Source organism: Lysinibacillus sp. NPDC093210, from assembly GCF_044753985.1.
Classification (GTDB): Bacteria; Bacillota; Bacilli; order Bacillales_A; family Planococcaceae; genus Lysinibacillus.
Map to the genome: position 1 here is coordinate 974,534 of NZ_JBIVOE010000001.1, position 15,004 is coordinate 989,537.

Annotated in this window: 14 protein-coding genes; 1 reads left to right on the forward strand and 13 read right to left on the reverse strand. The window is 36.9% G+C overall.

Going from position 1 to position 15,004, the window contains the following annotated elements; genetic code table 11:
• Positions 1-120 precede the first annotated feature (120 nt).
• The 10 genes from hflC to citZ form a co-directional block, all read right to left on the reverse strand.
• Positions 121-1,122, reverse strand: coding sequence for a protease modulator HflC (gene hflC, locus ACIP9C_RS04890; protein WP_401009030.1), 1,002 nt, complete (start codon positions 1,120-1,122; stop codon positions 121-123).
• A complete protein-coding gene (gene hflK, locus ACIP9C_RS04895; protein WP_401009031.1) occupies positions 1,122-2,111 on the reverse strand; it encodes an FtsH protease activity modulator HflK in 990 nt (329 codons plus the stop codon). The genes hflC and hflK overlap by 1 nt, the downstream gene beginning before the upstream one ends.
• A 326-nt stretch (positions 2,112-2,437) precedes the next feature.
• On the reverse strand, positions 2,438-3,151 hold the full coding sequence (locus tag ACIP9C_RS04900) for an LrgB family protein (protein WP_401009032.1): 714 nt from the start codon (positions 3,149-3,151) through the stop codon (positions 2,438-2,440).
• Entirely contained in the window at positions 3,148-3,513 is a 366-nt protein-coding gene (locus ACIP9C_RS04905) for a CidA/LrgA family holin-like protein (protein ID WP_401009033.1), read from the reverse strand. Before ACIP9C_RS04905 ends, ACIP9C_RS04900 begins: the two co-directional genes overlap by 4 nt.
• Positions 3,514-3,756: 243 nt before the next feature.
• Positions 3,757-5,310 (reverse strand): two-component system histidine kinase PnpS, encoded by a 1,554-nt coding sequence (gene pnpS, locus ACIP9C_RS04910; protein WP_401009034.1) that lies wholly within the window; start codon positions 5,308-5,310, stop codon positions 3,757-3,759.
• Complete coding sequence (locus tag ACIP9C_RS04915) at positions 5,307-6,023, reverse strand: response regulator transcription factor (protein ID WP_340823083.1); 717 nt, start codon at positions 6,021-6,023, stop codon at positions 5,307-5,309. Before ACIP9C_RS04915 ends, pnpS begins: the two co-directional genes overlap by 4 nt.
• 55 nt (positions 6,024-6,078) lie before the next feature.
• Positions 6,079-6,519 (reverse strand): MaoC/PaaZ C-terminal domain-containing protein, encoded by a 441-nt coding sequence (locus ACIP9C_RS04920; protein WP_401009035.1) that lies wholly within the window; start codon positions 6,517-6,519, stop codon positions 6,079-6,081.
• 194 nt (positions 6,520-6,713) lie between these two features.
• On the reverse strand, positions 6,714-7,652 hold the full coding sequence (gene mdh, locus ACIP9C_RS04925; RefSeq protein ID WP_401009036.1) for a malate dehydrogenase: 939 nt from the start codon (positions 7,650-7,652) through the stop codon (positions 6,714-6,716).
• 172 nt (positions 7,653-7,824) lie between these two features.
• Positions 7,825-9,087, reverse strand: a complete 1,263-nt coding sequence (gene icd, locus ACIP9C_RS04930; RefSeq protein WP_401009037.1) for an NADP-dependent isocitrate dehydrogenase — start codon at positions 9,085-9,087, stop codon at positions 7,825-7,827.
• Positions 9,088-9,167: 80 nt separating this feature from the next.
• A complete protein-coding gene (gene citZ, locus ACIP9C_RS04935; protein ID WP_401009038.1) occupies positions 9,168-10,283 on the reverse strand; it encodes a citrate synthase in 1,116 nt (371 codons plus the stop codon).
• Positions 10,284-10,534: 251 nt separating this feature from the next.
• Here citZ and ACIP9C_RS04940 point away from each other — a divergent pair, with 251 nt between their 5' ends.
• Positions 10,535-11,500, forward strand: a complete 966-nt coding sequence (locus ACIP9C_RS04940) for an AI-2E family transporter (RefSeq protein WP_401009039.1) — start codon at positions 10,535-10,537, stop codon at positions 11,498-11,500.
• Here ACIP9C_RS04940 and ACIP9C_RS04945 read toward each other — a convergent pair.
• From ACIP9C_RS04945 to pfkA, 3 genes are all read right to left on the reverse strand, one after another.
• Complete coding sequence (locus ACIP9C_RS04945; RefSeq protein ID WP_401009040.1) at positions 11,484-11,873, reverse strand: FxsA family protein; 390 nt, start codon at positions 11,871-11,873, stop codon at positions 11,484-11,486. The genes ACIP9C_RS04940 and ACIP9C_RS04945 overlap by 17 nt on opposite strands.
• A gap of 156 nt (positions 11,874-12,029) precedes the next feature.
• The gene (gene pyk / locus ACIP9C_RS04950; RefSeq protein ID WP_401009041.1) at positions 12,030-13,790 is read right to left on the reverse strand and encodes a pyruvate kinase; all 1,761 of its coding nucleotides are present in this window, start codon (positions 13,788-13,790) and stop codon (positions 12,030-12,032) included.
• Positions 13,791-13,817: 27 nt separating this feature from the next.
• Positions 13,818-14,777, reverse strand: a complete 960-nt coding sequence (gene pfkA, locus ACIP9C_RS04955; RefSeq protein ID WP_401009042.1) for a 6-phosphofructokinase — start codon at positions 14,775-14,777, stop codon at positions 13,818-13,820.
• Positions 14,778-15,004: the final 227 nt, after the last annotated feature.

Below are 15,004 nucleotides of genomic sequence, written 5' to 3' on the forward strand. Positions count from 1 at the left end.
TTGCTCTGCTCAATTCTAAATTTTATCTATTACAAAAGAATTAATAACTGGTCCCACTTATTAAAATTTCAAGTTATATTAAGGTATATTCTTTATTAAACCCCTGCAAGGATTACAATATTATTCTATATAGCCTGATAATAGTTTTGCATATGGTGAAGTTGAAGGCAGTATGATGACCGTATCCTCACCAACTGTTTTCTTATATGATTCTAATGTGCGGTATAGTGAATAAAATTCAGGATCTTTCGAAAATGAGCTATTGTAAATTTTCGCTGCCTCCGCTTCTCCTTCCGCTTGAATCAATGCCGCTTCTTTATTTGCTGTAGCTAGCATCTCTTGCACTTCTCTATCTGTTTGTGCTTCAATTCGGCGTTTATCCGCATCACCTTCAGATAAATAAAGCTGTGCAGTAGATTGACGTTCAGAAACCATTCGCGTAAATACAGACTGCTCGTTTTCTGCTGGTAAGTCTGTTCGACGAATGCGCACATCTACTACTTCAATACCGTACTTATCGTTTAGTAATAGTTCATTCACACGCTCTGTAACACGGTCATTTAAGCTACCTCGTGAGGAGTTTTCATCATTAATGATTTCATCGTATCTTAGTTGACCAAGCTCTGTTCGAATTACCGAATAAATAAACTCCTCCATCCTAGATTCCGCCTTCGTAAGCGTTCCAGCATTGGAGATGAGCGCTTTCGGATCTGTAATGCGCCAAACTGCATAGTTATCAATTATGATACGTTTTTTATCCTTTGTATTAATTTCTTCCTCTGAAATATTATAAGTTAATTGATTTTTCGGAAGTGTTGTCACGCTTTGAATAAAAGGCACCTTCATTTTCAAGCCTGGATCACGTTCAAACTTTACAACTTCACCGAACTGTCGAACTACTGCGTATTCAGATTCTTTTACAATATACACATTAGCAAAGAGAATAACCGCAATAGCAAAAACAATCGTTAATGTTACAACAAGAGAAATGTACTTTTTAGGATTTAACGGGCCCTTTTTTGACATCTTAATTACCTTGTCTCCATCACTAGAAGCAGTATTTTTTGATTTCCCCGATAAAAAACTTAGAAATTTTTCAAGATCTTTATTTTTCTGGTCCATTAATTACCGCTCCCTTCTTTTTTCTCTGGCGATGATTGTTGCTCTGTTGGTGCTTGTTGTTGTGGGGTTGGTTGTAACGCCTGTAGTGGCAAATACTTCATCGTACTACCATCATCATTCATAATATAAATTTGTGCCTTAGGTAACACATTTTCAAGAGTTTCTAAAATTAAACGTTCACGTGTAATTTGTTGATTCCCTTTGTATTGCTCATACATTTTATTGAAAACTGCTACATCCCCATGTGCTTGTTCAATACGTGCTGTTTTTGCACCATTGGCTTTTGAAATAATCGCATCTTTTTCACCATTCGCTTCACTAATTCGTTGGTTTTTGTATTTTTGAGCCTCATTCGTTTTTGTATTTTTCGTCTCACGTGCGTCTGTTACGGCTGTAAATGCCGCACGTACCTCTGCATTTGGTAATTCTACATCTTGCAATTTGACACCTAATACACCGATACCAATATCATATTTTTCTATTAGTGAAACAAGTAATTCTCTTGTTTTTGCTTCAATATCTGCTTTTCCATCTGTTAGCGCAGCATCAATAGTCGAGCTACCAATTATGGAGCGAATCGCGCTTGATGTAGCGCTATGTAAAATTTCTTCTGGATTTTGTGCATTAAATAAGTACTTTCGAGGATCTGTAATTTTCCATTGAACAACAAGATCTGTTAGAACAATATATTCATCACCTGTAATCATTTTCGTTTCTGCATCAAAGGCTTCTAATTCGCCTTCTTTATTTTGCTTATAACCAAACTGTAAACTGAATGTTTCTCTCGATAAAATCTCAACTGATTGTACTGGCCAAGGTAATTTAAAATGTAAGCCTGGATTTGTGACCATTTCATCAGCACGACCAAATGTTATGACAACAGCTTGCTCCGATTCATCGACTGTGTACCACGAAGTAAATACAGCGATAAGTGCTACAATGCCGAATATCCCAAGTCCTACCATCATTAGTGTCTTTTTCACACCCATGTCTGTTCCTCCCTTTTGCTTAGTACTATTGTATACGGTATAGCTTTTAAAAAGATTCAAAATAATTTCATAAAGTAAACTGAAACTGTAGACAAACATAAAATTTTGAGTTACTTAATCGTTTTTATTTTAAATACATATAGATGAAAATATCGGCTCCTAAATCGTAAAAATCCACCTCGCTTTCCCCGCGCACAGTGTATGCCGCAGGAGTCTACGCGGATTTTCATTTGGAAATACATATAGAATTTACTAGCAGTGCTGTTGAATACAAAATTGTTTGAGTGACTGGCACTTATAAATATAAATAAAAAATCCTGTCACCATTAAGGTAACAGGATATTCATAACTAGGTGTTCTAATACTGGGAAAAATGTAGCTGATAAAACAATACTAATTAAGGCGGCTACTATCATCGCTAAACTAGCAAAGGTACCTTCTAGTTCTCCCAATTCAAATGCTTTTGATGTACCAGTACCGTGCGCACCCATCCCAAGCATTAAGCCCCTTGCTGATGGCTTTTGGAAACGGCATATTCGAATAACCATTGGTGCAATCAAACTACCCAAAATACCAGTTGTCATAACAAAAACAGCAGTAAGAGTAGGTGATCCTCCTATCATATTGGAAATATCCATTGCAATAGGAGTAGTGACCGAACGCGGCACTAAGCTATGAACAAGTTCATCATTTAGTCCAACAACGCGTGCTATGATAAAAGAAGAGGCAATTGCAACAGCTGAACCGACAGCAATGCTAAAAATAATTTCAAAAGCATGTTTTTTTAATAAATTAAAATTTTTATAAATCGGTACAGCGAATGCAACTGTTGCAGGCCCTAATAAATTAGACAAAATGTTTGCCCCTGCATTATATGACTCATAAGATGTACCGGTTAATAGTAACAATACAATAATAATTAATGGGCTAATCAATATCGGAGTAAGCCATTCTTTAGGAAACTTTTGATAGAATGCTTTGCAAGCATAAAAAATAGCAATGGTTCCTAGTAAACTGATGACAGCAATAACTATACTCATATAGCGTCACCCTTCTTTCTCTCTAACCACTGTGCAGTAAAACCCGTCACTAACATCACGACGAATGCACTTACTACAATTACAACTACAACTTTCATGCCTTGTATACCGATTAACGCATCATAATCAATGACACCTATCGCTGAAGGAATGAAAAACAATAACAATTCACTAAGTAATAATCCTGCGCCTAACTCGATCCATTCTAGTTTAATAAGATGAAACTGCAATAGTAAAAATAATAAAACAAGCCCAATTATACTACCTGGAATCGGCAAGTGAAGTAAACGCGCAATGCTATTTCCTATAAATAACACTATATAAAGATAGCCAATTTGCACGAAACTTTTGACGATTTTCATGGTCAACCTTCTCTCAATTTTTTATGCTACTATACTTTACACCTAAATCACCGATGTGTAAAACAGAAAAGAATCCATCTCCTAAAAATAGGAAACAGACTCTTTCTGTGGTGAAGCTAAAGTAGTAACCATAAAAATCTTCATTCAAGCATCGTTAGATTTCAAAATTATTTTCATCTTATTATATAAAATAGGGGGTTTCTATAAAATAGTATAGCCCTCTATTTTGAATCCTATATATTATTATTGTAAAGAATTTGTTAATTTTTTCGGAATCATTACAATCATCTTTGTGCCAACTCCAACTTTACTTTCTACCTGAATCCGTCCATGATGTGCCTCCACTAGATGCTTCACAATGGCTAGCCCTAACCCAGTTCCACCAGAATTTCTGCTACGCGCACGATCGACACGATAAAAACGTTCAAAGACGCGTGCAATTTCATTCTTTTCTATGCCGATACCTTCATCTTCAATTTCAATAATTCCATATGTGTCATTTTCCTTCAAGCGAATCGTTACTGTTGTATTTTCAGGTGAATACGTAATCGCATTTGTAATGAGATTCGTAACAATTTGAATAACCCGATTGGCATCCCCCATTACTTCTACATCGCGGGCAATATCCACTTGAAAACTCATATTTTTTTCATCGAGTCGCGGACCTGTTAATTCTGCTCCACGTATAAGTACATCCTGCAAGCCCATTGGCATAATATTTACAGTGAATCCATGTTGTTCTATTTTAGAAAGCTCTAATAAATCTTGGATAAGCATTTGAAGACGATTGCTCTCCTTATGCATAATTTCTAAAAAGGATAGCAGCATCTTTTCATCTTTATAAGCACCATCCAGTAGAGTTTCAGAAAAGCCTTTAATCGATGTAATCGGGGTACGTAGTTCATGCGATACATTGGCTACAAAATCTTTACGAATTTGCTCAAGTCGAACAAGCTCCGTAATATCATGCATGACAATGACAACGCCTAGCCATCGTCCGTGATCACCAATTACTGGTGCACCATATACCTCTTTATTGTATAGCTCTTGTTGTACTTCCATCTTTATTTGCTGTCGATATGGCATTTCCGTTAAAAACACGTGGTCAATAAATTGCTCAAGTGTTTTTGGTAATCCAATCGTGCGGAAGACTTTTCCTTGCACATGCTCAAGTTGCATTCCAAAACGTTCTAAAAACACTCGATTAACGATTGATATGTTGCCTTCACGACCAATCATCATAAGTGAGCTACCCATGTTTTCAATTAACGTTTTTAGCCTTTCTTCCTCTACCTCTCTTATCGTCGTAATATCCTGTAAATTACGCGCTAAAATATTGATAGAATGGCTCAGTGGCATCATGCGCTCATGCTCATTTTCGTGTGCACGAGCACGATAATTTCCTTTTGCCAATTCAAGTGCCGTTTCCGTCACATTATCAATTGGTGCGGTGAAATTTCGAATCATATAGCGGCTTACAACAGCAATTAATATAAGCGTAATTGTAAATAATATCGCTAACACACCATAAAGCCGGGCACGTACATATGACAGCAGTGAGTCCTTCTTTTCGATTGTTTGGGCTGCAAATAAAGCTTTCTTATCTTCCTCAGATATGGAAATTTGCCGTTCATCAAGTACTTTTTCCATTGCTTCTTGACTATATGATCTCGATCGATCATTGTATTGTTCTACATAAACAGGAAAAAGCTGACCTATAACAATCATTAGGACAGCAAGAATTGTTCCGAGCGAGAGCATGAATGTCAAGAATAAGCGGTTGCTCATTGATTTCATGAAGTTTTCGGCTCCTCAAATTTATAGCCAAGACCACGAATTGTTTTGATAAACATCGGCTTACGACTATTTTCTTCAATTTTATCGCGGAGGTGACTAATATGCACATCCACAATACGAGTATCGCCTGCAAAATCATATTTCCAAACAGCACTCAATAACTGATCACGAGTTAATACACGATTTTTATTTTCAAGTAAATAAATGAGTAGCTCAAATTCCTTCGGTGTAAATTCAAGTGCTTCTTCTTGTAAAAATACTTCAAAACGCTCAGGAAATACACGCAGTTGACCAAACTCATACATTTTTTCTTGAGGCTCATCCTTATCCTCTATTACAACATTTTGTGTAAATCTTCTTAAGACAGCTTTAACACGTGCTAATACTTCCCGTGGACTAAAGGGTTTTGTCATATAATCATCTGCCCCTAGCTCCAAACCAAGCACCTTATCGAACTCATCATCTTTTGCCGTTAGCATAATGATTGGTGTATTCATACGTTGCTGACGAATTTGTTTACAAACTTCCATGCCATCCAGCTTAGGGAGCATCAAGTCCAAGAGAATTAAATCAGGCTGTATTTCCATCGCTTTATTTAACCCTTCTAAACCGTCTGCTGCTGTTTCAACTAAATAGCCAGCCTGTTCTAAATTATATTTTAATAAGGTCGCAATAGAAAATTCATCTTCTACAACTAAAATAGTTTTTGTCATGTATATTGCCTCCGTTAGTGATTTGAAACCCCCATTTCAAATCTCAAGACGCTCGCTATAATGCCAGTGGTGGTGTCACCAGCAATGTACCTTCAATTACAAGCTGCTTTTGTTCATTATAGGAGAGCACAGATACGGTAATGGTATTCTGTACTTTATTTACTTCTGTTACCTCTAAAAGCGTATCGAACAATTCATAATGATAGAGTGGCCCTAAATAGGTTAAATGTTGTTCTATAATACGCGCCCCAGGTCCTGGAATATACTTCGAAACAGCTGACGTAATAATGCCATTTAACATAATAGTTGGTACAATCGGCTTTTTAAAAGGCGTCATCGCTGCATAATCATGTTGAATGTAAAGCGGATTATTATCATTTGTAAGTCCTAAATAAAGCAATAAATCCTTATCTTCTATTTTTTCAGTAATATGAATCTTCTCGCCAACTGTAATTTCATCAATAGTGAGACCAAGCTTACTGTTCTTTTGAAGCAAAGATACGCCAACCCCTTTTCTATCATACTACCTTCATAGTATCAATTTTATTCTAAAAGTACAATGAAAAGCAGAATAACCATTTTATGTTTATGCATATTATAAAGAACAATAGAGGATGTTTTTAAAATTTCTTTCTGTATAATAAAAAAAATCGAGTAAGAATGATTCCTACTCGATTTCATAAGCTTTTATTAAGCTAAAACTTTCATAACTGCTTTTACGGCTTCAGCAGAGTTATCCAATGCTGACTTTTCTTTGTCAGTTAATTCAAGCTCAAAGATTTTTTCGATACCATTTGCACCTAGTAATGTTGGTACTCCTAAGTAAATCTCGTTGTAACCATACTCGCCTTCTAAGTATGCGATTGATGGTAGAATACGCTTTTGATCTTTAATAATTGCTTCAGCCATTTCAATAAGTGCGGCTGCTGGAGCATAGTAGGCAGAACCATTTCCAAGTAAGTTCACGATTTCTGCACCACCATTGCGCGTACGGTCAACGATTGCTTCTAAACGCTCTGGAGCGATTAAAGTTTCTAAAGGAATACCGCCAGCAAATGAATAACGAGTAAGTGGCACCATTGTGTCACCATGACCACCTAATACAAAACCAGTGATGTCTTTTACAGAGATGTTTAGCTCTTCTGCAACAAAAGCACAGAAACGAGCAGTATCAAGTACACCAGATTGACCGATTACCCGATTCTTAGGGAAACCTGTTTCTTTAAATACTGTGTAAGTCATCGCATCAACAGGGTTTGTTAATACGATAATGGTTGCATTTGGCGAATGTGCGGCGATTTCTTTTGAAACAGTCTTCATAACACCTTGGTTAATTTGAACTAAGTCGTCACGGCTCATGCCAGGTTTACGGGCAACACCCGCAGTAATAATTACTACATCAGAATCTGCAGTGTCTGCATAGTTAGAAGTACCTTTAACAAAAGAATCAAAACCTTGTATTGGAGCAGCTTCCCACATGTCTAAAGCCTTACCTTTTGTTGGGTTTTCAGCTTGTGGAATATCTACTAATACAACATCGCCAAGTTCCTTTTGCGCTGCTAAAAATGCTGCAGTAGCGCCGGTGAACCCGCCACCGATTACTGAGATTTTTTTACGTTTCAAAGTCATTTGAATACGCTCCTTTTTTAGGTTGTATGCTAAAAAAGGGAGGAGAATAAATTCTCTCTCCCTCCATTAAACCAGGTACTAATATTACTGTAGCAAACCAATTTTACATTAAACAAATATCTGTTAACCACGCTGGATTGTTACAGTGATAATTTTTACAGATTCGTAAAAATTATAAGTTTTTAATTAGTTCGTTAGCGAATTCTGAACATTTCACTTCTGTAGCGCCGTCCATTAAACGAGCAAAGTCATAAGTTACAACTTTTGAAGAGATTGTATTCTCTACAGATTTAGTGATCATGTCAGCTGCTTCTTGCCATCCTAAGTGTTCAAGCATTAATACACCTGAAAGTAATACTGAAGATGGGTTTACTTTATCTTGACCAGCATATTTTGGAGCAGTACCGTGAGTAGCTTCGAAGATTGCGTGACCAGTTACGTAGTTAATGTTCGCACCTGGAGCAATACCGATACCACCAACTTGTGCAGCTAATGCATCAGAAATATAGTCACCATTTAAGTTCATTGTAGCTACTACATCGAACTCAGTTGGACGAGTTAAGATTTGTTGTAAGAAGATATCAGCAATAGAATCTTTTACTAAGATTTTACCAGCTGCTAAAGCTTCAGCTTGTGCTTTGTTTGCTGCTTCTTCACCTTGGTCAGCTTTGATTGCATCATATTGGTTCCAAGTGAATGTTTGATCAGCAAATTCAGTTTCAGCTAATTCATAACCCCATTTTTTGAATCCACCTTCAGTGAATTTCATGATGTTTCCTTTGTGAACTAGTGTCACAGATGGACGGTTATGTTTAATTGCATATTCGATAGCAGAACGAACTAAACGCTCAGTACCTTCTTTAGATACTGGTTTTACACCGATACCTGAAGTTTCTGGGAAACGAATTTGATTTACACCAAATTCTGATTGTAAGAAGTTGATGATTTTTTTAGCTTGTTCAGAGCCTGATTCGAATTCGATACCAGCATAGATGTCTTCTGTGTTTTCGCGGAAGATAACCATATCAACGTCTTCTGGGCGTTTAACTGGAGAAGGTACTCCATCAAAGTGACGTACTGGACGTAGGCAAACATATAAATCAAGTTGTTGACGTAATGCTACGTTTAGAGAGCGGATACCACCACCGATTGGAGTAGTAAGAGGACCTTTAATTGCAATTAGGTATTCGTTAATTTTATCTAAAGTTTCTTGTGGTAACCATTCACCAGTTTGGTTGAATGCTTTTTCACCAGCTAGAACTTCTAACCATTCGATTTTCTTTTCACCGTTATAAGCTTTTTCTACAGCTGCGTCAATTACGCGAGATGCTGCTGCCCAAATATCTGGACCGATTCCATCACCTTCGATGAATGGGATTACTGGATTGTTTGGTACATTAAGTACGCCGTTTTCAACTACAATTTTGTTTGACATTGTTGTTGCCTCCTAAATTCATAATCATAGGACTGTGTTATAGGTAACACAGTCCCAAATATTCTAGCATATTTTCCAAATTAGCGCTCGCTGATTGGAACATATTTTTGCATACCTGGTCCAACATACTCAGCACGTGGACGGATCAGGCGGTTGTTAGCATATTGCTCAAGAATATGTGCTACCCAACCAGAAGTACGTGAAACTGCAAAGATTGGTGTGAATAGGTCATGATCGATGCCTAAAGAATCGTACACTGATGCAGAGAAGAAGTCTACGTTTGCAGGTAGTTTCTTTTGTTCAACAATCATGTCATGGATTTTAACTGACATTTCATAAAGCTCTGGTTTACCAGTTAGTTCAGTTAATTTTTGTGACATTACACGTAAGTGTGGTGCACGTGGGTCGCCTTTGCGGTATACGCGGTGACCGAAGCCCATGATTTTTTCTTTGTTATCTAATTTATTTTGAATGTAAGATTCAACGTTTTCAAGAGAACCAATTTCAGTTAACATCTTCATAACTTGCTCATTTGCACCACCGTGAAGTGGTCCTTTTAATGCGCCGATAGCTGCAGTTACACCAGAATAAACATCTGATAATGTAGCTACACATACACGTGCAGTAAATGTTGATGCATTTAATTCATGGTCAGCATGTAATACTAACGCTTTATCGAATGCTTCTACTTCGATTGGTGCTGGCTCTTCACCTTTTAACATATATAGGAAGTTTGCTGCATAGCTAAGTTCTGATTTAGGTTGAATTGGCTCTAAACCTTTACGTACACGTGCAAATGCAGTAACAACAGTTGCAATTTTAGCTTGTAGACGAATTGCTTTACGGTAGTTAGCTTCTGGATCCATAACATCCGCTTCTTCATCGAATACACCAAGTAAAGATACTGCCGTACGAAGTGCAGCCATTGGATGTACAGTTGAAAGTGGGTAAGTTTTGAATTGGTCTACAATTGCTTGTGGAATAGACATGTTGTCTGCCAATTGTTGTTTTAATTCAGCAAGCTCGTCCGCTTTAGGTAAACGAGTATGCCAAAGTAGGTAAATTACCTCTTCAAATGATGCGTTATCTGCTAAATCATCAATGTTGTAACCAACATATGTAAGTGTGTCATCGATAATTGAACTGATTTTAGATTCCGCTGCTACGATACCTTCTAATCCTTTTGTTGCTGACATAAATTATCGCTCCCTCATACTAATAATTTTTGTTGTAAACGCTTTTTCAACCTTAGCATTTACGTTTTTGCTCACATGAACCATTAAGTAAATCGCTTACATTGTTATTATAATCATTTTTGACAGCTTTGTGAATGAAAAACCTTCAAATTAAGAAAAAGTCGGACGAGCGACTATATAAGCGTACTAAAGAGGGTATTTTGTATATTTTGACAATATATTTTCATTTGAATTGGGGTGAAATTGTTAAAATGAGGAATATTAAATATTTTTCATACGAAAGAACTATTAATGTTTTATTGTTTATTTTTTATTTAGTCATTCTTTGGTTCGTTTTACCTGTATCACTTGCTATATTTTTATCATTTACAACATATCCTATAATAAATTTCCTTCATAAGTACTTTAAAATCAATTACTGGATTGCCGCTATTATCGTGGAAATATTGATTCTTTCTTGTATAGTTCTCCTCATAGTCATCTCAATAAACAGTATTATACTCATCTTTCCTGAAATACGTGACACACTTCAAAACTTTCCATTGTTCACTGAGTATGAATCCATATTTATTCAGTTTTTGCAAGAAAAATCAATGTCTATTTTTGATTCTATCGTCGTTTATACTGCAAATTTATTTCAAATATTTATGAAGCACGTCATTGAAGTTTTTATATTCCTTGTAGCTTATTATTTTGCATTAATCGAAACAAGAAAATCTCGTTACTGGTTCTTTCAATATGTCCCCAAAAAATATAGAAATCAATGGCAATCTCATTTTTCGAAAGTCATGCAACTTTTTCATTACTTTGTATTTGTAGAATTTCAATTATTTACGATAACATTACTTATTCTTTGCGCGGGCTTTATGATATTTCAATTTGAACAAGCCATTATTAAAGCATTCATTGTTGCATTTGCGGATGTACTGCCCTTCTTTGGTATCGGTGTCTTTCTTGTACCAATGAGCATTTACTTCTATTTCAATGGCGATACCTTTTTATGTGGTGCAATTTTACTGTTGTATTTGTTTGTTCAACTAACAAGGCAGCTCGCTGAATCTATGCTTTGGTCAAATACGTTGCAATTACGAACGTTTCATACGTTTTTCATCAGCGCTGCCTCCATCTTATTATTTGGTTTTTACGGTATTTTACTCAGCCCAATTTTTTTATTTTTAGCTGTTAAGCTGAAAGAAAAGTCTATTTTTGAACAATAATAAACTGACCTTTTTTCATTTTTTTACGCATCCAATAAAATACAAGTGGTTGGAACAATTTACGTGTCACTGGCAGCAGCATTAATAAACCAATTACATCTGTTATAAAACCTGGCAATGCTAATAGCACACCGCCACTAAAATTCAACATCGCATCCACTAATGCTGGTCCAGGCGCTTCTCCTCGCGCTACCATATGTTTTACGTTTTTCACTGAATTAATACCTTTATTTTTCGCTATATAAATGCCAATGATCGTCGTTGCGACAACAAGCAATAATGTATTGAAGACGCCAATATTTTGACCAATAACTATTAATAACGCCAGTTCGGCTAATGCATATACAACAAAACTAAGAAAAAATTTTTTCATATTTTTCTCCCTTCTATTGAAAAAGCTATACCTTCTATACGTTATTATAGCCCAATAAGTTTCAACTAAAAAATAATCAGGAGTAAATACTATTTTTTATTGTTATTTAAAAGGCTCTAGTACGGTTACCCCATACTAGAGCCTTTTTACTATCCATTAAAGTACGCTTGCATGTCCCTTATAAATAACACCTGTTTCAGCATCCATTGTTATTTCTTGACCGTGGCGAATTAAAGTTGTTGCTTCTTTTACACCGACGATTACAGGAATACCAAGACTTAGCCCTACTACAGCGGCATGACTTGTCAGTCCGCCTTCCTCCGTAATTAGCCCAATACAATTTTCAATAGCTGGCATCATATCACGATCTGAACCGACCGTTACTAAAATACATCCTTCTGTATCATATGCTAATGCCTCAGCTGCATTTTTTGCTACAACTGTATTACCAATTACTGACGCTTTGCCAATCCCTTGACCACGCGCAAGTAAATCGCCAATAATGTGTACCTTCATTAAGTTTGTAGTCCCAGCTTCCCCTACAGGAACACCTGCTGTAATAACAACTGCATCACCATGATTTACAAAACCATGCTTCAAGCTTTCGTCAACTGCTAGTTCTAAAATTTCGTCTGTCGTTGTAACGCGTTGACAAACTACAGGATAAACACCCCATACAAGAGTTAATGTATTTGCCGTGTTTTCAGAACCTGTAACAGCGACAATCGGCACACCAGGACGATATTTTGCAATCATTCTAGCCGTGTTTCCACTTTCTGTTGGTGCTAGTACAGCTTTTACGCCTAAGTTTATCGAAGTATATGCTACCGCCTGAGAAATAGCCTCTGTCATATTTGCTTCTTTTTCGCGACTACGTGTAGAAACGATTGCTTTATAATCTAATGAATCTTCTGTACGTTGTGCAATTTTGTTCATTGTTTGTACGGATTCAACTGGGTATGTCCCTGCTGCTGTTTCACCAGATAACATAATCGCATCTGTTCCATCAATAATCGCGTTTGCAACGTCACTTGCTTCAGCTCGTGTTGGACGAGGATTACGTTGCATGGAGTCTAACATTTGAGTTGCCGTAATAACTGGTTTGCCAACTTGGTTACATTTTAAGATTAATTTCTTTTGAACTAATGGTACCTCTTCAGCTGGAATTTCTACGCCTAAGTCACCACGTGCAACCATTAATCCGTCCGATACTAAAATGATTTCGTCGATATTATCGACACCTTCTTGGTTCTCGATTTTCGGGATAATTTGAATATGACTACCGCCATTTTGCTCAAGTAATTCGCGAATTTCTAATACATCCTTAGCTCGACGAACGAATGAAGCTGCAATGAAATCCACACCTTGTTTAATACCAAATAAAATATCCTGTGCATCTTTTTCAGTAATTCCAGGTAGTTGAACTGAAACCCCAGGGACGTTAACACCCTTTTTATTTTTTAAGACACCTGCATTTTCTACTATTGTATGAATAAGCCCTTTTTCCGTATCTGTTGCTAACACACGTAATTGAATTAAGCCATCATCTAATAAAATAATTGAGTTTTGTTGTACGTCTTCAATCAGGCGTTCGTACGTAACAGAAAAACTTGCTTCTGTTCCTTCTACTTCCGTCATCGAAATATCGATTACCTGACCTGCTTTTAAATGTAGTTCCCCATTTTGCATGTTATGCGTACGAATTTCAGGTCCTTTTGTGTCGAGCAAAATACCTACTGGTTTCCCTAATTTGTTTGCAACTTCACGAATTAAATTAATACGCACTTCATGTTCTTCATGTGAACCGTGTGAAAAATTCAAGCGGGCTACATTCATACCTGCCTCAATTAGTTTTTCTAAAATTTCTGGTGACTCACTTGCCGGACCAATTGTACATACGATTTTTGTTTTTCTCATTCTCTGCCCACTCCGTTTTACGCAAAATTATATTGATAGTTCTTTCATTAAAGTATATAAACTTACATCAGACTCATGATTCTTTTCAAAAGCCTCTGGCATATCATAGTCAATGACTGTATGGTTGCGTATTCCTACAGCTCGACCAGATTTACCTTCCATTAATAATTCTACCGCATGTGCACCAAATTGACTTGCGAGGACACGATCACGTGCCGTTGGAGAACCACCGCGTTGAATATGACCAAGAACAGAAACTCGCGTCTCTTTCCCCGTCTTTTCTTTCAGTAATTTTGCCAACTCGCTACCTGACATTACACCCTCTGCTACAATAATGATACTATGCTTTTTCCCTCGTGCTTCACCACGCTCTAAGCGTGATACGATGTCGTCTAAATCATATTCTTCTTCAGGAATTAAGACCGTTTCAGCACCTGCTGCAAGCCCTGCCCATAATGCGATATCACCTGCATCTCGCCCCATTACTTCAACAATAAAAGAATTTTCATGGGAAGTCGCGGTATCACGAATTTTATCGATTGATTCAACGACTGTATTGAGCGCGGTATCAAAGCCAATTGTGTATTCTGTTCCCGGAACATCATTATCAATTGTGCCAGGCACTCCAACAGCTGGAAAACCTTTTTTTACAAGATCCATTGCACCTCGGTAAGAACCATCACCCCCGATAACAACTAACCCTTCGATACCTGCTTCACGCATATTAGCAATTGCTTGCTGTTGAACAGCATCTTCCTTAAATTCAGGGCACCGTGCTGAAAATAAATTGGTACCTCCTCTTTGAATGATGCCACCTACAGAACCTAAATCAAGCGGCTCAAAAGATCCTTTTATTAAACCTTCATAGCCATGCTTAATTCCAACAACATCCATTCCGTGATAAGCTGCCTTACGAACGACTGCTCGAATGGCTGCGTTCATGCCAGGGGCATCTCCACCACTTGTTAATACGGCAATTTTTTTCATTGTCGAACAACCTCCTGCAGTGTTATCTAATATTATTCACATTAACACGAAAAAACAAACTATGTAAGGGTTCTGGAGCTAGAAAAACATAACTTTTACATAAAAAATGAAAAGAATGCGCTTTCACACACTCTTTCCATCACAAAGCATCTAAAATTTAACATTTTTTAAAAATATTTCGCTTTAATTTAACGAATTAGACCTTCGGAGCATTGCCATGTGATTTG

Excerpts from the sequence above, each read along its gene's own strand:
- mdh (WP_401009036.1), bottom strand. The coding sequence starts at position 7,652 with ATGACTTTGAAACGTAAAAAAATCTCAGTAATCGGTGGCGGGTTCACC.
- pyk (WP_401009041.1), bottom strand. The coding sequence starts at position 13,790 with ATGAGAAAAACAAAAATCGTATGTACAATTGGTCCGGCAAGTGAGTCA.
- ACIP9C_RS04900 (WP_401009032.1), bottom strand. The coding sequence starts at position 3,151 with ATGAGTATAGTTATTGCTGTCATCAGTTTACTAGGAACCATTGCTATT.
- pfkA (WP_401009042.1), bottom strand. The coding sequence starts at position 14,777 with ATGAAAAAAATTGCCGTATTAACAAGTGGTGGAGATGCCCCTGGCATG.
- icd (WP_401009037.1), bottom strand. The coding sequence starts at position 9,087 with ATGTCAAACAAAATTGTAGTTGAAAACGGCGTACTTAATGTACCAAAC.
- pnpS (WP_401009034.1), bottom strand. The coding sequence starts at position 5,310 with ATGAAATCAATGAGCAACCGCTTATTCTTGACATTCATGCTCTCGCTC.
- ACIP9C_RS04940 (WP_401009039.1), top strand. The coding sequence starts at position 10,535 with ATGAGGAATATTAAATATTTTTCATACGAAAGAACTATTAATGTTTTA.
- ACIP9C_RS04905 (WP_401009033.1), bottom strand. The coding sequence starts at position 3,513 with ATGAAAATCGTCAAAAGTTTCGTGCAAATTGGCTATCTTTATATAGTG.
- ACIP9C_RS04945 (WP_401009040.1), bottom strand. The coding sequence starts at position 11,873 with ATGAAAAAATTTTTTCTTAGTTTTGTTGTATATGCATTAGCCGAACTG.
- citZ (WP_401009038.1), bottom strand. The coding sequence starts at position 10,283 with ATGTCAGCAACAAAAGGATTAGAAGGTATCGTAGCAGCGGAATCTAAA.
- hflK (WP_401009031.1), bottom strand. The coding sequence starts at position 2,111 with ATGGGTGTGAAAAAGACACTAATGATGGTAGGACTTGGGATATTCGGC.
- hflC (WP_401009030.1), bottom strand. The coding sequence starts at position 1,122 with ATGGACCAGAAAAATAAAGATCTTGAAAAATTTCTAAGTTTTTTATCG.
- ACIP9C_RS04915 (WP_340823083.1), bottom strand. The coding sequence starts at position 6,023 with ATGACAAAAACTATTTTAGTTGTAGAAGATGAATTTTCTATTGCGACC.